Genomic DNA, 16,471 nt, shown 5'->3' on the forward strand with positions numbered 1-16,471 from the left:
CACGCGGCGACCTGCCCAGCCGACTCCGGGGAGCCTGAACGGGGGGCAGACGAGCGCGAAGCCGTCGGAGACCTCCCCCCGCCCCCAGTCCGGGGCGCAGTCGACGCCTTCCGGTGAGCCGCCTGCACGCTCGGGGCAGCAGCCGCTCGGCGGCTCGCAGCGTCCTGCCGCGACGCCGCCCAGCCGTCCCGGCGCGCCGGCCCCACGTGACCGGCAGGCCGCCAACGGTCAGCCCGCTGCGCCGAACCCGCAGAGCAGGCCGGCCGGACCTGCACAGTCCCCTGCGCCGCCCGCGGCACCTGCGGCACCTCCGATGGGAGCGGGGCGGCAGCAGCCGACCGCACCGGCGAAGGACGCCCCTGCGGCAAAGCCCTCGACGCCGACCACAACGCCGACCAGTCCGTCGGCCAAGCCTGCGGTGACGCCTGCGGCGAAGGACTCGACCTCCGCCCCGACGTCGGCCGCCGGCAAGTCGGCTGCGCCCGTCACGAAGCCGACGGCCTCGCCGACGAGCGACGCGACGACCCGACCGGCAGCGAAGACGACGCCGCCGCCCGTCACGAAGCCGGCCACCAAGCCGGCCCCGAGCGGGTCGCCCAGTCCGAAGGCCCCGGTGCCGACGGCCGGTGCGATCGCCGAGGCCGAGGCGCGTGCGTCCGAGACGAAGCGCCAGCCCGCCGTCGCCCCGGTCGACACCGAGGCGCGCCCGCGCAAGCGTCGTCCGAAGCCGTACGAGGAGGCGCCCAAGGACGAGGCCAAGAAGCCGGCCACGTCGGCCACGCGGCGGGCCCGCCTGCGCGTCTACCGGGTCGATCCGTGGTCGGTCATGAAGATGTCGTTCGCCCTGGCGATCGCCATCGGCATCGTCTCGGTCGTGGCCGTCGTCCTGGTGTGGGCGGTGCTCGGCGCAGCCGGCGTCTGGGACGCGATCAACCAGAGCGTCGCGACCGTGCTGAACGACAACGCGAACGCTTTCGACATCAGCGAGTACGTCGGGTTCGGCCGGATCATCGGCCTGACCATCGTGATCGCGGCGATCGACGTCATCCTGATCACCGCGCTCGCGACCGTGGGCGCGTTCCTCTACAACCTCGCCGCGCAGCTGCTCGGCGGGTTCGAGGTCACGCTCGCCGAGGACGACTGAGCCTGCAGGGCCTGGTGGCCTACCCCGGTTTGGGATGGCCGCCAGGCACCAGGTAAAGTCTCCGTCGGCTCACCGGTTCGGTGAGAAGGGGCCTATAGCTCAGCTTGGTTAGAGCGCTTCCCTGATAAGGAAGAGGTCACAGGTTCAAGTCCTGTTAGGCCCACGTACCCCACCCTGAGGAGAGTCGGATGAAGAAGCTCGTGATCGCAGCCATCGCCGCAGCAGGTCTCTTCGCGGTGGTCAACAAGAAGAAGAAGGCCGGCCGCAACGAGCAGCAGCTCTGGGCCGAGGCCACGGACAAGGTCTGACCAGCTCCCGGGCGTCCCACGCCCGCGGTCTGCGGGGCTGTGGCGCAATTGGTAGCGCACCTGCTTTGCAAGCAGGGGGTTAGGGGTTCGAGTCCCCTCAGCTCCACCACATGACGATGCAAGGTTCTTTCCGTTACCGGTCCCGTTCGCGGGTCACCACCCAGGTAGCGGCGAGCGCCAGACCGAGGCCGAGGCCGGTCAGGACCGTGAACGGTTCGCCGAACATGACCGCTCCCCACACCGTGGTGACCGGGGGGACCAGGAAGAGGAGCGCGTTGCCGGCGGTGACGTCGGTACGCGCGAGCAGGTACCAGTAGAGGCCGTACCCGCCGAAGGTCGGCAGGACGACGAGCCAGGCGGTCGCCAGCCAGAACTGCGCAGACGCCGGCGGAGCCGCCGTCCCGGTGCCCACCGCGAGCGCGGCGAAGACGGCGGCGCTGGTGACGCAGTGGACGGCCAGCGCGGTCAGCGGAGTGGGTCGGTCGGTCGTACGGCGGTCGAGGACGGTCGCCGCGACGAGCGACAGCATCCCCGCGAACGGCACGGCGTACGCCCAGGCCGGCGCGTCGGTGATCGGGGCGGAGGCGTCGGCGAGGATGACGACGAGGACGCCTACGAGGCCGACGCCCATCCCCAGCCACTGCCGCGTGGTCACGACCATCCCGAGGAGCGGGCCGACGAGCGCAGCGATCACCAAGGGCTGCATGCCGTCGATCAGTGCGGTCGTCCCCGTGCTCACCCCGAGCGCCACGGCGGCGTACACCGCCAGCAGGTAGCCGGACTGCGACAGCGCACCGATCAGCACCTGGCGGCCCCACCCCACCGGGTGCGCATCGCGCCGGCCTTGCCGCAGGAGCAGCGGGGCGAGCAGCACGGCCAGCGGGAGGAAGCGCCACAGGAGCACGGTGGTCGCAGGGGCGTCCGAGGCGCCAAGCTTCGCGCCGATGAAGCCGGACGACCAGCAGACCACGAACACCGCTCCCCACACGACGGTGACGACGGTCGAACGTCGAGGTAGACCGATCGGTATAGCCATCCGACCCGACTATACCGAACTGTATAGTCGAGGGGTGGACGAGACGGTCGAGTGGACGCCCAAGGCGCGCGCGGTGCTGGACGCCGCCGACGCGCTGTTCTACGCGCACGGGATCCACGCCGTCGGGGTCGACACGATCGCCCGGAGCGCGGGCGTGACCAAGAAGACGCTCTACGACCGCTTCGGGTCGAAGGACCGGCTGGTCGCCGCGTACCTCACCGACCGGGACCGCCGGTGGCGCGGCTTCCTCGCGCCGATGCTCGACGCCGCCGGCCCCGCGCCCGCCGACCGCCTGCAGGCGGTGTTCGACGCCTCCGCCCGATGGGCCGACGAGCGAGGCGGCAAGGGCTGCTCCGTGATCAACGCGCACGCCGAGATCAGCGATCCCGACCACCCGGCGTACGCGGTGATCCGCGGCCAGAAGCAGTGGATGCTCGACCTGTTCACCCAGATCGCCGCCGACGCGGGCGCCGCCTCGCCGCTCGACACCGCGCGGAGCCTGATGCTCGTGCACGAAGGCGCCCTCGTGACGGTCGGCATGCACGTCGTCGACGACGCCTTCGCGCGCGCGAGCGAGCTGGCGCGCGGCATCCTCGCCGCGGGCTAGTCCTCTCGCGCGAAGGGGCCCAGCTCGGGTCGCTTGGCCCCACGCCCGTCGCCCGACGAGCGGCCGGTGATCCGTCGTCCGAGCCACGGTCCGACGTGGGTGCCGTACCACGCGGCCTCCGTCGCCAAGCGTTCGCGACGCCCGCGGAGAGGACGCGGAGGCAGCGCGTCGCGCCACGACTCGTCGACGCCTGCGAGCCCCGCCGTCGCCGCCATCGCGCGGGCGAGGAGCGCATGCCCCTCAGGGTTGAGGTGCAACCGGTCGTCGGCCCACACCCGGGGATCGCCGGCGGACGGCACCGTCGCGATGTCGAGCACACGCGCCCCGTGACGGGCCCCGACCGCCCGGAAGCCACGGTTGAGCGCGCTCACCCGCCCGCGTACGAGGTGGCCGACCGGCGAGACGCCGGAGAGGTCGGGGAACGTCATCAGGAGCACGGTCGCGCCCTGCCGGCGCAGCGCTCCCACCATGGCGTCGACGTGACCGACGACGGCGTCGGCGCTGAAGCGCGGCCGGATCAGGTCGTTCATCGCGACGAGGATGCTGACCAAGTCCGGCTCGAGCGCGAGCGCGGGCGCCAGCTGCTCCTCGTGGACCTCATGCGTGACCTTGCCGCGCACGGCCAGGTTCGCGTACGTGGCGTCCGGCGAGCGCTCGGCGAGAAGCGCGGCGAACCGGTCGGCCCACCCGCGCGGGCTGCCGTCGGCGTACGGGGTGTCGCCGATCCCCTCGGTCGTGCTGTCGCCAAGGGCGACGAAGCGCTGGTACGTGCTCATCACCCGAGCGTAGAGGGAGGCCGACCCGTCCCCCTGCGGGTCGACCTCCCGGCTCTACTCCGCGTCGGCGAGGAGCGCTCCTCGTGCCTCGCGCCGACGGCGCTGCTCGGCAGGGTCCGGGACCGGGACCGCGGCGATGAGCTGGCGGGTGTACTCCGCCTGCGGGGCGCGCAGCACCTCGTCGCGGGTGCCCTCCTCGACGATCCGCCCGTGCCGCATCACCGCGACCCGGTTCGCCAGGGCGTCGACGACGGCGAGGTCGTGCGTGATGAACAGGCACGCGAACTGCAGCTCCCGCTGGAGCTCGGCGAAGAGCTCGAGGACCTTGGCCTGCACCGACACGTCGAGCGCGGACGTGGGCTCGTCCGCGATGAGCAGGTCGGGGTCGAGCGCGAGCGCCCGGGCGAGACTGACCCGCTGGCGCTGTCCGCCCGACAGCTCGTGCGGGTAGCGTCCCGCGTACGCCGAGGGCAGCTGCACACGGTCCAGGAGCGTCGCGACCTTGGCGCGCTGGTCGGCCGCCGACAGGTCGCTCTGGACCTTCAGGGGCTCGGCGACGCACTCGCTGATCGTCATGTGCGGGTTCAGTGAGGCAGCCGGGTCCTGGAAGACGAAGCCGAACCGACCCCGGTGCGACCGGAGGCGGCGGTCCGACAGGGTGGTGATGTCCTGGTCACCGATGAGGACGGTGCCCTCGGTCGTCTTCTGGAGGCCGACGGCGACACGACCGAGGGTCGACTTGCCGCTGCCGGACTCCCCCACCAGGCCGAGAACCTCGCCCCGCCGGATCAGGAGGTCCACATCGTCGACCGCCCGGAACGACGGCTGACCGAGACGGCCGGCGAACTCGACGGTGACCCCCTGCAGCGTGAGCACCGGAGGTGCGTCGTCTGCCACCGCCGGCGCTCCCGCGCCCTGGCCGAGGTGGGGGACGGCCTCGAGGAGCCGTCGGGTGTACGGATGCCGAGGCGCACGGAACAACCGCTCCACCGGCGCCTGCTCCACGATCTCGCCGCGGTACATCACGACGGCGCGGTCCGCCACGTCCGCGACGACGCCCATGTTGTGGGTGATGAGCACGATCGCCGTGCCGAGCCGGTCGCGCAGGTCCAGCAGCAGCTCGATGATCGCCGCCTGGACCGTCACGTCGAGGGCGGTCGTCGGCTCGTCGGCGACGATGACGTCGGGCTCCAGCGCGATCGCCATCGCGATCATCACGCGCTGCTTCTGCCCGCCCGACAGCTGGTGCGGGTAGAAGTCGACGCGCCGCTCCGGATCCGGCAGCCCGACCAGCTCGAGGAGCTCCACGGCACGGCGGCGCGCGTCCTTCTTCGAGATGTCTCGGTGCGTGCGCAGCATCTCCACGATCTGCCACCCCACGGTGTAGACGGGGTCCAGCGCCGTCCCCGGCTCCTGGAAGATCATCGACACCTCGTCACCGCGGACGAAGCGCAGGCGGCGCTCGGGCATCCCGATCAGCTCGCGCGACTCGTCGCCGCCCGTGCGCAGCAGCGCCGACCCCGACACGTTCGCGGTGTCGGGCAGCAGGCCCATCACCGCCCGCGACGTCACGGACTTCCCGGAGCCGGACTCACCGACGACCGCGACGACCTCGCCCGGCGCCACGTCGAAGCTGACGCCCTTGACGGCTCGGACCGAAGAGCCGCTGGTCTGGAACGTGACGGCCAGGTCGGTGAGACTGAGCGTCGCCACGCGGCGTACGTCGGCGTCGACGGCGGCGGCCTCCTCGGCGACGTCCTCGTCGAGACCCTCGGAGGCGACGGCCTCGGCGTACTCGGCGCTGATCTCCTCCTCGTCGGAGGTGGTGGTGTCTGCGCCGCGCGCCTTGAGGAGCGGGTTGAGGACGTCGTTGAGGCTCTCGCCCACCAGCGTCACGCCCATCACCATGAGCACGATCGCCATGCCGGGGAAGACGCCGGTCCACCAGATGCCGTTGGTCGCGTCGGACATCGCCTTGTTGAGGTCGTAACCCCACTCGGCCGCCGACGACGGCTCGATCCCGAACCCGAGGAACCCGAGCGCGGCGAGCGTCAGGATCGCCTCGGAGGCGTTGAGCGTCGCGATGACCGGCACCGACTGGCGGACGTTGGCGAGGATGTGGCGGAACAGGATGCGCGGCGTCCGCGTCCCGACGACGCGCGCGGCGTCGACGTACGGCTCGACCTTGACGGCGAGCGTGGCGTTGCGGACGACGCGGAAGTACTGCGGGATGAACACGACCGTGAGCGCGATCGCCGCCGCGAGGACGCCGCCGACGACCCCGGACGAACCGCCGCCCACCACGATCGCGACGACGATCGCGAGCAGCAGCGACGGGAAGGCGTACAGCGCGTCCATCACGAGGACGAGCATCCGGTCGACCGGACCGGCGAGGAAGCCGGACAGCAGGCCGAGCGGGACGCCGATCACGAGCGAGAAGAGCACGGCGAGCACGATCACCACGACGGCCGTGCGCGCACCGTAGATCACGCGGGACAGCACGTCCTGGCCGCCGACCGTGGTCCCCCACCAGTGCTCGGCCGACGGGGGCTGCTGCGTGCCGAACGGCACGCCGTCGACGCGGGTCTCGTTGAACCCGTACGGCGCGAGCCACGGGGCGAAGACGGCGAGGATCAGGAAGACCGCGACCAGCACCATGCCGGCGACGAGCATGCCGCGCTGGAGACCGCGGGTGGACTTGAGCAGAGAGAACATCAGGGCCTCCTCAGAACCGCACACGGGGGTCGACGAACGCGACGATGACGTCGATCAGCAGGCTGGAGACCGCGACGACGAGCGCGATGACGGTGACGATGCCCTGGACGGCGATGAAGTCCCGCTTCACCAGGTAGTCGGCGAGGGTGTAGCCGAGACCCTGCCACTCGAACGTGGTCTCGGTGAGGACGGCGCCACCGAGCAGCAGCGCCACCTGAAGGCCCATGACGGTGACGACCGGCACGAGAGCGTTGCGGTACGCGTGCTTGCGGACCACGCGCCGCTCGGCGATGCCGCGGGCCCGGGTCGCCGTGACGTAGTCGGTGCGCAGCGTCTGGATCAGGTTGACCCGGACCAGCCGCAGGAAGACACCGCCGGTGAGGAGTCCGAGCGCGATCGCAGGGAGGATCGCGTGCTTGAGCACGTCCCACACGTACGCGGGGTCGCCCCACAGGATCGCGTCGATGATCATGATGTGCGTCTGCGGCTCGACGTCTTGCAGCGCCAGCTCGACGGACGTGCTCGCGCGCCCGGCGACGGGCAGCCCCAGCGGCACGAACGCCAGCTTGAGCAGCAGGCCCACGAAGAACACCGGGGCCGCGTAGACGAGGATCGAGAAGATGCGCAGGACGGCGTCCGGCCAGGCGTCGCGGTGCCGCGCTGCGAGGCGGCCGAGCGGGATGCCGAGCGAGAACGCCACGAGCAGCGCCCAGAACGCCAGCTCGAGAGTGGCGGCGCCGTTGACGACGAGGACGTCGGAGATCGGGCGCCCGTCGGTCATCGCCGTGCCGAAGTCTCCGCGCAGGATGCCGGTGAGGTAGTCCCAGTACTGCTGGAGGAGCGGGGCGTCGAGACCCGCGGCCGCCTTGCGCTCCGCGATCTGCTCGGGCGTCAGCCGTCCGCCCTGCGCGGCACTGATCGGATCACCGATCACCCGCATCAAGAAGAACACGAACGTCACGAGGATCCACATCATCGGGATCACCAGGGCGACCCGGACGAGGAGGTAGCGGGTCAGCGGGCTCATGCCTCCGGACCGGCGCGGGGCGCTGGGCGCCTCCGGCTGCTCGGACCCGGTGAGGAGCTCGGTCGTCGCCATCAGGCTCAACCTTCCAAGAGTGTCTGTGGTGGTGCGAGAGAGACGAGCGGGGGCGAGACCCGGTCACGACCGGGACCCGCCCCCTGCTCAGTCGGTGGTGCTCAGACCGCGGGTCCGGTCACTTCGACAGCGACGTCAGCCGGAACTTGAACGCCGCGTCGAGGGTGTTCTCCACGCCCTTCACGTCGTCGGTCGCGACGGCGACCTGCGCTCCGGTCAGCAGCGGCAGCGTCGAGATCTCCTCGGCGGCGAGCTGCTGGACCTGGCCGAGGAGCTCCTCACGCTTGGCCTTGTCGGGCTCGGTGCGCTCGGCCGCGAGAAGGGCGGTCATCTCCGGGTTCTCGTAGTGGTTCCCGATGAAGTTGCCCTTGTCGAAGAACGGCGTCACGTAGTTGTCCGCGTCCGGGAAGTCCGGGAACCAGCCGAGCTGGTAGACGGGGTACGCGTCGTTCACCCGCTCCTCGTTGTAGGTCGTCCACTCGGCCGACTGGAGGTCGACCTTGAAGAGACCCGTGTCCTCGAGCTGGCGCTTGACCTCGTTGTACTCCTGGTCCGAGCTGCCGCCGTAGTGGTCAGGGTTGTACTGGAGGTTGATCGTGACCGGCGTCTTCACGCCCGCGTCGCTGAGGAACTTCTGCGCGGCGGCCTTGTCCGGCTTGTCGCCGTAGACCTCCTTGAACGCCTCGGTGGCGCCGGGGAGACCCTCGGGGATCGGCGAGTACGCCGGGACGTACGTGCCCTTGTAGACCTGCTCCGAGATCGCGTCGCGGTCGATCGACGAGGCCACGGCCTTGCGGATCGCCAGCTTCTGCGCGTCGTTGTCGCCCGGCATCGTCTTGAGGTTGAACACGATGTAGCGCAGCTCGCCGCCGGCGCCCTTGTGGACGGTGACGCCGTCGGTGCCCTCGAGGCTCTCGATGTCGGTCGGGGTGAGCGAGCGCCACGCGACGTCGATGTTCTTCTTCTCGATGTCGAGCTTGAGGTTGTTGCTGTCGGTGTAGGTCTTCAGCGTGACCGAGCCGACCTTGGCGTCGTCGTACGCGCCGTCGTAGTCGTCGTTCGCCTTGAACTCCGCGAGCTGGCCCTTCTGGTACTTGCCGATCGTGAACGGGCCGGAGAAGCCCTGCGCCTCGACGGCCTCCTCATCGGTCAGCGCCTTGTCGGCCGGGTACGTCTTCTCGTCGACGATCGGGCCGGCCGAGGTCACGAGGACCTGCGGGAACGTCTGGTCGTTCGGCGTCTTGAGGGTGAAGACGACCGTCTTGTCGTCCTTCGCCTCGACGCTGGCCATGTTGACCAGGAGCGAGGCCGGGCCGTTCGGGTCCTCGATGTCGACGATGCGCTGGAAGGAGTGCGCGACCGACTGCGCCGTGAGCGGGTTGCCGTTGGCGAACTTCAGCCCCTCCTTCATGGTGCAGGTGTAGGTCGTCGGCGTGTCGAACTCGCACTTCTCCGCCGCGTCGGGCTGGGGCTCGGTCTCGCCCTCGGGGAAGTTCAGCAGGTACTGGTAGACCTGCGTCTGGACCATCAGCGAGCCGTTGTCGTACGACGCGGCGGGGTCGATCGAGACGACCTTGTCGGTGGTCCCGACGACCAGGCTGTCTCCCGAGCCGGAGCCCTCGTCGTCGCTGTTGTTGCCGGCGCCGCATGCCGATGCACCCAGGGCAAGAGCCGTGGCGCCCGCGAGAGCGGCTGCTGCTCTCAGCTTCTTCACGTCGTTCTCCTCGTTTCGCAGCGGCCGCACCGGAGGATCTCCGTCGTCCACGGCCTCGTCAGGGAGGTTGTCCGGATGGCGGACAGCCGCTGGGCACGCTACTCCTGGGTCCCGGTCAGCACCTAGGCGCGCTCCGCAACCTTCATGCGACTGTTACCAACCGCTTCGTCCCCCGGGCGTGGCCACGCGCACGATCTCGGTCTGGCCCCGCCGGTTACGCTTGACCGGGGCGACGACCGCCCCCAGCCCGTCGCCGCGCCGAGGAGTCCGCTCGATGACCACCACCCCGAACTCTCCGCTGAACCAGACTCTCGCCGAGTTCGATCCCGAGGTCGCCGCGGCGATCGACGCCGAGCTCGGGCGCCAGCGCGACACCCTCGAGATGATCGCCTCGGAGAACTTCGCTCCCCTCGCTGCGCTCCAGGCACAGGGCAGCGTCATGACCAACAAGTACGCCGAGGGCTACCCGGGCAAGCGCTACTACGGCGGTTGCGAGTTCGTCGACATCACCGAGAACCTCGCCATCGACCGGCTGAAGGCGCTCTTCGACGCGCAGTACGTCAACGTCCAGCCGCACTCCGGCGCCCAGGCCAACGCGGCCGCGATGCACGCGCTCATCAAGCCCGGTGACACGATCCTCGGCCTCGACCTCGCGCACGGCGGCCACCTCACGCACGGCATGCGGCTCAACTTCTCCGGCAAGCTCTACAACGTTGTCGCGTACCACGTGGACGAGACGTCGCACCGGGTCGACATGGACGAGGTGCGCCGCCTCGCGCAGGAGCACCGTCCGCAGCTCATCATCGCCGGCTGGTCGGCCTACCCGCGCCAGCTCGACTTCGCCGAGTTCCGCGCGATCGCCGACGAGGTCGGTGCCAAGCTCATGGTCGACATGGCCCACTTCGCCGGCCTGGTCGCCGCGGGCCTCCACCCGAGCCCGGTGCCGCACGCCCACGTCGTCACCTCGACGACCCATAAGACGCTGGGCGGGCCGCGCGGCGGCGTCATCCTCACCAACGACGAGGAGGTCGGCAAGAAGATCCGCTCGGCCGTCTTCCCCGGTCAGCAGGGTGGCCCGCTCGAGCACGTGATCGCCGCCAAGGCCGTCGCGTTCAAGATGGCCGCGCAGCCGGAGTTCAAGGAGCGCCAGGAGCGCACCATCGAGGGCGCGCAGATCGTGGCCGAGCGCCTCAACGCCGACGACATGCGTGAAGCCGGGGTCAGCGTGCTGACCGGCGGCACCGACGTACACCTCGTCCTCGTCGACCTGCGCCACTCCACGCTCGACGGCCAGCAGGCGGAGGACCGTCTCCACGAGGTCGGCATCACGGTGAACCGCAACGCCGTCCCGTTCGACCCCCGCCCGCCGATGGTGACCTCCGGCGTCCGCCTCGGCACGCCCGCGCTCGCCACGCGCGGGTTCGGTGCGGAGGAGTTCCGCGAGGTCGCCGACATCCTGGCCGAGGCGCTGAAGCCCGAGGTCGCCGACATCGAGGCGCTGCGCAAGCGCGTCGCCGTGCTCACCGACCGCTTCCCGCTCTACCCGTCGCTGGCACCGTTGGCATGACCTCCGGGTCCGCTGCCACCCGCCCCGCCGTGGGGTGGCTGTCACCACGCCTCTGGGGACTCCACGTCCTCGTCGTGGTGGCCGTCGCCTTCACGACGTTCATGGGGATGTGGCAGATCGGGGTCTACGACGACCGGCGCGACGAGGCGACGGCCAACCACACGTCCGCCGAGGCCGTCCCGCTGCAGGACGTGCTCGGCCCCGACGACCCGTACACGACGACGGCCGACTACCAGCGCGTCTCCGTACGCGGGACCTACGGCGAGACCGGCGAGCAGGTCTGGATCGAGGGTCGGGAGCACGACGGTCGGACCGGCTACTGGCTGGTCGCCCCGGTCGTCGTCGACGGCGCCGAGGGCGGGTCCGGTGCGCGTCCGCCGGCGCTGCTCGTGGTCCGCGGGTGGTCGCCCGACGCTGGCGAGCTCCCCCCGACGCCGGAGGGCGAGGTGACGGTCGAGGCCGTCCTGCAGGCCGGTGACCCGCGCGGGTCCGGCTTCGACCCCGAGACCCGGACCCTCGACGGCATCCGCATCCCGCGGCTGGTCAACGAGATGCCGTACGACCTGTACGGCGGCTACGGCGTGGTGACGGCCCAGGAGCCCGCCGACGCCGCCGGCCTGGAGCCCGCGACGGTGCCCGAGCCGACGAGCGACTCGACCGCCGGCATCCGCAACCTCTTCTACGCGATCGAGTGGTGGATCTTCGGCGCGTTCGCCCTCTTCATGTGGTGGCGGATGTGCCAGGACATCCGCCGCGAGTCCGCCGGGACGAGGACCCCACGGGTGCCCGCCGCCAAGCGCGCCGCAGAGGAGGCCGTGCGGGCCCGCAGGCGCGAGCGCGAGCGTCAGCCGGTGGACGACACGTCCCGCTCGGGGCGTTGACCGCCGAAGGTACCCTCGAAGACGTGCCCAAGACACTCGCCGCCTACCGCGTCCTCGCCCTCGTCGTCAGCTTCTTCGTGATCGCCGTCGTCGGCGGCTGGATCATCAAGATGGTCGTCCCCGAGGGCACGACGTGGCACGACATCGGCGAGTTCACGGCCTCGATCTCGCCGATCCACGGCGTCTTCTACATGGTGCTGCTGGTGATCACGGCCGTGCTCTCGCGGCAGGCCGGCTGGACGGTCGGCTTCACCGTCGCGACGATGGTGCTCGCGACGATCCCGTTCGTGTCGTTCTGGGCCGAGCACCGCGCCACCCAGCACACCCGTGAGCTGTGGGCCACGTACGAGGCCGAGGCCGAGGCGGCCGCCGCCAAGTAGGCGTGGCTGGGCGGCGAGGTCCTCAGCGACCGACGTACGACGCCTTGCCGGGACCGTCGGTCAGGAACGACCGGATCGCCGTCCGCATGTCCTCGGTCTCGTAGAGCGCTGCCGCGATCGCGGTGATCTCGGCGTCCGCCGCGGCGACGCCGCCGCGCTCCACCGCGCGGAGCACCTCCTTCGTGGCCGCGTGCGCACGCGTCGGTCCGGAGGCGAGCGAGTCCACCAGCGCCGTCACCGCCGCATCCAGCGCGTCGGCAGGGTGCACACGGTTGACGACACCCCACCGCTCGAGGGTCGGGGCGTCGTACAGCTCGCCGGTCATCACGAACTCCTTCGCGCGGCCGATCCCGGCACGTGCCGCGAGGCGCTGCGTGCCGCCCATGGTCGGCGTCAGGCCGACGACCTTCTCCACGAGACCGAACTTCGCGCGGTCCGACGCCACGATGATGTCGCACGCGAGCGCGACCTCCAGCGCCCACGTCAGGCAGAGGGCGTGCGCGGCGAACACGACCGGGTAGTCGAGGGCGGCGATGCGCAGCGGGAGGGCGAGCATGCGGTCGAACAATGCCTTGCCGTCGGCAGCGGAGGTCTGCGCGTCGAAGAGCGCGACATCGACACCGCCGGAGACGACCTTGCCCTCGGCCCGGATCAGCAGCGCTCGGGGTGGTTCTGACGCCAGCGTGTCGAGCGCCTCCTCGAAGGCGTCGTGCAGCTCGAGGGAGTAGAGATTGAGCGGCGGCGCCGCGAACGTGAGGATCGCGGCGCCGCTCGGCTCGTACGTGAGGGTGACGGTCACCCTCAGATCTTGTCCGACCCCGGACGCTGGTCGTCGCGCGGGTCGACGTCAGCACCTGCGAGCGCGTCCGCGTCCTGACCCTCTGGCGGCTGGGCCGCCGCGGGCGAAGCAGGCACCGTGGCCGGGCCCGTGGGCCGCACCGGCTCCGGCGGCGGAGGCGGCGGGGTGTAGCTGCCTCCTGACGGGGCCGACGTCAGCTTCTTGACCGCGAACGCGATCGCACCACCGATGGCGGCGACGAGGACGAGCTTGCGCAGACGGTGCGTCTTCTTCTTCTTCTTCGGCTGCTCGTCGTCGTGGGCGTGCTCCTCGGCCTTTGCCGCTGCGGCGGTCGCCGCGACGGCCGCGAGCGCAGCAGCACGCTTCTTGGCCTTCTTCGCCTTCCGCCGCGACAGCTCCGTCGCCACGACGGCACGCTCCTGAGCATCGGCAAGGACGGGGGCCGCCGCCACACGCGCGTCGTCGAGGCGAGGTCCGACCGTGCCCGCGACCGAACCAGCGGCATCGGCGACCGACTGGGACGCGCTCTCCCAGATCTCACTCGCGCGCTCGGCGAGCACCTCGCTCTTTGACTTCTTCTTGCGCAGCAACATGGTGAGCCCTTTCCCATGGTCAGCGTTCTCTTTGTCCACACCGTACCGACGCTGTGGTCACTGTGCCGGTGCCCGCGACCGCGGCGCTCACACGTGAGGCGTGCACCACTGCGCGTCGCGGTGTGGTGCTGCGTGGGAGGATGGAACGCAGAGACACCCGAACGAGAGGCAACCGTGGCTGACCAGTCGACCGTCACGCTCAAGACCAACCGTGGCGACATCACCCTCCGGCTCTTCCCGAACCACGCTCCCAAGACCGTGGAGAACTTCGTCGGGCTGGCGAAGGGCACCAAGACCTGGAAGGACCCCGAGACCGGGGCCGAGCGCAACGATCCCCTCTACGACGGGACGATCTTCCACCGCGTCATCGACCAGTTCATGATCCAGGGCGGTGACCCCAAGGGCAACGGCACCGGTGGCCCGGGCTACGAGTTCGAGGACGAGTTCCACCCCGAGCTGCAGTTCGACCGCCCGTACCTCCTCGCGATGGCGAACGCCGGCGCCAACACCAACGGCTCGCAGTTCTTCATCACGACCGTGCCCACGCCGCACCTCAACCGTCGGCACACGATCTTCGGTGAGGTCGTCGACGATGCGAGCAAGGCGGTCGTGGACGCCATCGGCAGCACGCCGACGGGTCGGCTCGACCGTCCTTCGGAGCCCGTCGTCATCGAGTCGGTCGTCTTCGACGAGGCCTGACCCGCCGTCGATGACCCACTCCCCGTACGACGCCGGGGCGGCACCTCAGCCGGTGCCGCCCCGCTGCTACCTCCACCCCGAGCGCGAGACCTACATCTCGTGCCAGCGGTGCGGTCGGCCGATCTGCCCTGACTGCATGCGCGACGCCGCGGTCGGCTACCAGTGCCCGCAGTGCCTGCGCGAGGGGCAGTCCCAGGTGCGTCAGGCCCGTACGGCCGGGGGTGGCCTGGTCCCGGGCAGGCCCGGCGTCGTGACGTTGAGCCTGATCGGCCTCAACGTCGTCGCCTTCCTTCTCACGTACGCCACCGGGGGGACCGGCCGCAGCGAGCTCGTCCTGTGGGGTGCGCTCCTCCCCTCCTCGGCCCCGCTCGAGCTGGGCGGCACCGTCTACACCGGCGTCGCCGACGGCGCGTACTGGCGGATGATCACCAGCGCCTTCCTGCACGACGGCATCTGGCACATCGCGTTCAACATGTACGCGCTCTACCTCTTCGGTCCCGTCCTCGAGCGCTACCTCGGCACGTGGCGCTTCCTGGCCGCCTACCTGACCTCCGCCGTCGGGGCCTCGGTCTTCGTCTACTTCCTCAGCGGTCCGTACTCGCTGACGCTGGGGGCCTCCGGAGCGGTCTTCGGGCTCTTCGCTATGGCGCTGGCGGTGATGTTCAAGCAGGGTCAGGACGTGCGCGGGCTCCTCGCGCTGGTCGCGATCAACGTGGCGATCACGTTCGTCTTCCCCAACATCAGCTGGCAGGGCCACCTGGGCGGCTTCCTCACCGGTCTGGTGCTCGGCATGGTCTTCGCCTACGCCCCTCGTGCGCACCGCACGCTGATCCAGTACGCGACGTTCGGCGCGCTCTGGGCCGCCATCATCGCGGGGACGGTGCTCCGGACGATGCAGCTCAGCTGAGGGTCAACCGAGCACCTCAGCGTGCTGCAGGTCGACCGACCCGGAGAACGCCGGCGCGACGACCTCGTCCTTCGCCGTGATCGCGAGCCCGAGCTGGTAGCGCTCCGCGTAGTCGCGGTAGGTCTGCACCGCCCCTGAGCGGGCAAGCCCCGCGTACAGGTCGTCGACGGGTCCCACGCCCTCGATGACGTACGGCGGTGAGTACGGCACGCCGTTGAGGATCACGGTGTTGCCGACGCACTTGATGCCCGTCGTCGAGATGAGCCGCTGGCCCTGGAGAGTGACCGCGGTGGCGCCGCCCTCCCAGAGGGCGTTGACGAACGCCTGGATGTCCTGCTGGTGCACGACCAGCAGGTTGGGGTCCAGACCCGGCTCGTCGACCTCGCGGGGTGCGTCCTCGAGGACGATCCGCAGGCCGGGCCCGCTCACCTCGGTGAACCCGGCGGGTGCCCGCAGTGCGCGGGTCTCCTTGCGGGCCTTCGCCACCTCGGCGTTGTCGACCTCGTCGGTGAGGGAGGCGATCTGCGCACTGAGGTCGTCGACGACCTGCTGCTGCGCGGCGACCTTCTCGCGACGCTGCTCCACGAGGGTGGGCAGGTCGGTCGTCTCCTGACGCAGGTCGTCGCCCTCGGAGCTGATCGCGCTCGTCACGAAGAGGACGCCCGCGAGCGCCGTCGTCACGGGAACGGCGACACGCCACGAGAGCGGTGTCCGCGCCTTGGCGGGCCCCTCGTCCTGGTCGGTCACGACGCTCTCCTTCTCTCCGTCGCGGTGCGCCGACTACGCTAGCCGACAGAACCAACTGCCCGATGCCGCCCCGACCCCGGGGCGCCTGTCTCTCTGAGGTGTCCTCGTGTCCGAAGCCGAGTCCAACAAGTCCGCTGCACGGTCGGGCAATCCTGCCAAGCGTGAGGCCGCGGCGGAGGCCGCCGCACCGGATCGTCGTACGCCCGTCAAGCCGGTGAAGATCGGCAACCGCTGGGCCGCACCGGCGATGATCGTCTGCGCCGTGATCGGCCTGATCTGGATCGTCGCGTTCTACACCGCCGGCAACGAGATCCCCCTGATGAAGGACTTCGGCAGCTGGAACCTCGTCGTCGGCATGGGCTTCATCGTGGCCGCGTTCGGCTTCGCGATGAAGTGGGAGTGAGCGTCGCCGCGCGCTAACTACACGGATGTAGTTCTCCACACTGGGGAAAACCCCTGTGGAGGAAGAAACCCCGGGTTCGTCGGAACCCGGGGTTTT

Annotated in this window: 18 protein-coding genes and 2 tRNA genes; 11 read left to right on the forward strand and 9 right to left on the reverse strand. The window is 70.5% G+C overall.

Features of this window, described 5'->3' with window-relative positions; all coding sequences use genetic code 11:
- Positions 1-228 precede the first annotated feature (228 nt).
- Positions 229-573, reverse strand: a complete 345-nt coding sequence (locus tag NYZ95_RS20420; protein ID WP_262851363.1) for a hypothetical protein — start codon at positions 571-573, stop codon at positions 229-231.
- Between the two features lie 40 nt (positions 574-613).
- On the opposite strand from NYZ95_RS20420, the gene NYZ95_RS20425 reads away from it, so the two are divergent.
- The 4 genes from NYZ95_RS20425 to NYZ95_RS11275 all read left to right on the forward strand — a co-directional run bounded on the left by NYZ95_RS20425 (position 614) and on the right by NYZ95_RS11275 (position 1,561).
- Complete coding sequence (locus NYZ95_RS20425) at positions 614-1,144, forward strand: DUF3566 domain-containing protein (RefSeq protein WP_262851364.1); 531 nt, start codon at positions 614-616, stop codon at positions 1,142-1,144.
- Between the two features lie 88 nt (positions 1,145-1,232).
- A tRNA-Ile gene (locus tag NYZ95_RS11265) sits at positions 1,233-1,307 on the forward strand.
- Positions 1,308-1,332: 25 nt separating this feature from the next.
- Positions 1,333-1,452 (forward strand): DLW-39 family protein, encoded by a 120-nt coding sequence (locus tag NYZ95_RS11270; RefSeq protein ID WP_262851365.1) that lies wholly within the window; start codon positions 1,333-1,335, stop codon positions 1,450-1,452.
- 33 nt (positions 1,453-1,485) lie between these two features.
- Positions 1,486-1,561: transfer RNA gene (locus tag NYZ95_RS11275), tRNA-Ala, on the forward strand.
- A gap of 24 nt (positions 1,562-1,585) precedes the next feature.
- Here NYZ95_RS11275 and NYZ95_RS11280 read toward each other — a convergent pair.
- A complete protein-coding gene (locus NYZ95_RS11280; protein ID WP_262851366.1) occupies positions 1,586-2,488 on the reverse strand; it encodes a DMT family transporter in 903 nt (300 codons plus the stop codon).
- Positions 2,489-2,522: 34 nt separating this feature from the next.
- Between NYZ95_RS11280 and NYZ95_RS11285 the strand changes: the two genes are divergently transcribed.
- Complete coding sequence (locus NYZ95_RS11285) at positions 2,523-3,095, forward strand: TetR/AcrR family transcriptional regulator (RefSeq protein WP_262851367.1); 573 nt, start codon at positions 2,523-2,525, stop codon at positions 3,093-3,095.
- Here the strand turns inward: NYZ95_RS11285 and NYZ95_RS11290 are convergent.
- From NYZ95_RS11290 to NYZ95_RS11305, 4 genes are all read right to left on the reverse strand, one after another.
- Complete coding sequence (locus NYZ95_RS11290; protein ID WP_262851368.1) at positions 3,092-3,871, reverse strand: SGNH/GDSL hydrolase family protein; 780 nt, start codon at positions 3,869-3,871, stop codon at positions 3,092-3,094. The genes NYZ95_RS11285 and NYZ95_RS11290 overlap by 4 nt on opposite strands.
- Before the next feature lie 54 nt (positions 3,872-3,925).
- Positions 3,926-6,586 (reverse strand): ABC transporter ATP-binding protein/permease, encoded by a 2,661-nt coding sequence (locus NYZ95_RS11295; RefSeq protein ID WP_262851369.1) that lies wholly within the window; start codon positions 6,584-6,586, stop codon positions 3,926-3,928.
- A gap of 10 nt (positions 6,587-6,596) precedes the next feature.
- Positions 6,597-7,685: an ABC transporter permease gene (locus NYZ95_RS11300; RefSeq protein WP_262851370.1), complete on the reverse strand. Its 1,089-nt coding sequence runs from the start codon at positions 7,683-7,685 to the stop codon at positions 6,597-6,599.
- A gap of 118 nt (positions 7,686-7,803) precedes the next feature.
- On the reverse strand, positions 7,804-9,399 hold the full coding sequence (locus NYZ95_RS11305) for an ABC transporter substrate-binding protein (RefSeq protein ID WP_262851371.1): 1,596 nt from the start codon (positions 9,397-9,399) through the stop codon (positions 7,804-7,806).
- A gap of 274 nt (positions 9,400-9,673) precedes the next feature.
- On the opposite strand from NYZ95_RS11305, the gene glyA reads away from it, so the two are divergent.
- The 3 genes from glyA to NYZ95_RS11320 are packed head-to-tail and all read left to right on the forward strand — an operon-like array spanning position 9,674 to position 12,227.
- Positions 9,674-10,966 carry a serine hydroxymethyltransferase gene (glyA, locus tag NYZ95_RS11310; RefSeq protein WP_262851372.1) on the forward strand — a complete coding sequence of 431 codons (1,293 nt, stop codon included), beginning with the start codon at positions 9,674-9,676 and terminating at the stop codon, positions 10,964-10,966.
- Complete coding sequence (locus NYZ95_RS11315) at positions 10,963-11,847, forward strand: SURF1 family protein (RefSeq protein WP_262851373.1); 885 nt, start codon at positions 10,963-10,965, stop codon at positions 11,845-11,847. Before glyA ends, NYZ95_RS11315 begins: the two co-directional genes overlap by 4 nt.
- Positions 11,848-11,870: 23 nt before the next feature.
- Positions 11,871-12,227 (forward strand): DUF3817 domain-containing protein, encoded by a 357-nt coding sequence (locus NYZ95_RS11320; RefSeq protein ID WP_262851374.1) that lies wholly within the window; start codon positions 11,871-11,873, stop codon positions 12,225-12,227.
- Positions 12,228-12,249: 22 nt separating this feature from the next.
- On the opposite strand, the gene NYZ95_RS11325 is transcribed toward NYZ95_RS11320, so the two are convergent.
- Together NYZ95_RS11325 and NYZ95_RS11330 are read right to left on the reverse strand one after the other, a co-directional pair.
- Positions 12,250-13,026, reverse strand: coding sequence for an enoyl-CoA hydratase/isomerase family protein (locus NYZ95_RS11325; protein ID WP_262851375.1), 777 nt, complete (start codon positions 13,024-13,026; stop codon positions 12,250-12,252).
- Between the two features lie 2 nt (positions 13,027-13,028).
- On the reverse strand, positions 13,029-13,619 hold the full coding sequence (locus NYZ95_RS11330; RefSeq protein WP_262851376.1) for a hypothetical protein: 591 nt from the start codon (positions 13,617-13,619) through the stop codon (positions 13,029-13,031).
- 174 nt (positions 13,620-13,793) lie between these two features.
- Between NYZ95_RS11330 and NYZ95_RS11335 the strand changes: the two genes are divergently transcribed.
- Both NYZ95_RS11335 and NYZ95_RS11340 read left to right on the forward strand, forming a co-directional pair.
- The gene (locus NYZ95_RS11335; protein WP_262851377.1) at positions 13,794-14,318 is read left to right on the forward strand and encodes a peptidylprolyl isomerase; all 525 of its coding nucleotides are present in this window, start codon (positions 13,794-13,796) and stop codon (positions 14,316-14,318) included.
- Positions 14,319-14,328: 10 nt separating this feature from the next.
- Entirely contained in the window at positions 14,329-15,225 is an 897-nt protein-coding gene (locus NYZ95_RS11340) for a rhomboid family intramembrane serine protease (RefSeq protein ID WP_262851378.1), read from the forward strand.
- A gap of 3 nt (positions 15,226-15,228) precedes the next feature.
- On the opposite strand, the gene NYZ95_RS20430 is transcribed toward NYZ95_RS11340, so the two are convergent.
- Positions 15,229-15,972 (reverse strand): DUF881 domain-containing protein, encoded by a 744-nt coding sequence (locus tag NYZ95_RS20430; protein ID WP_262851379.1) that lies wholly within the window; start codon positions 15,970-15,972, stop codon positions 15,229-15,231.
- 106 nt (positions 15,973-16,078) lie between these two features.
- Here NYZ95_RS20430 and NYZ95_RS11350 point away from each other — a divergent pair, with 106 nt between their 5' ends.
- The gene (locus NYZ95_RS11350) at positions 16,079-16,375 is read left to right on the forward strand and encodes a cell division protein CrgA (protein ID WP_262851380.1); all 297 of its coding nucleotides are present in this window, start codon (positions 16,079-16,081) and stop codon (positions 16,373-16,375) included.
- Positions 16,376-16,471: the final 96 nt, after the last annotated feature.

Source organism: Mumia quercus (assembly GCF_025506335.1).
GTDB lineage: Bacteria > Actinomycetota > Actinomycetes > Propionibacteriales > Nocardioidaceae > Mumia > Mumia quercus.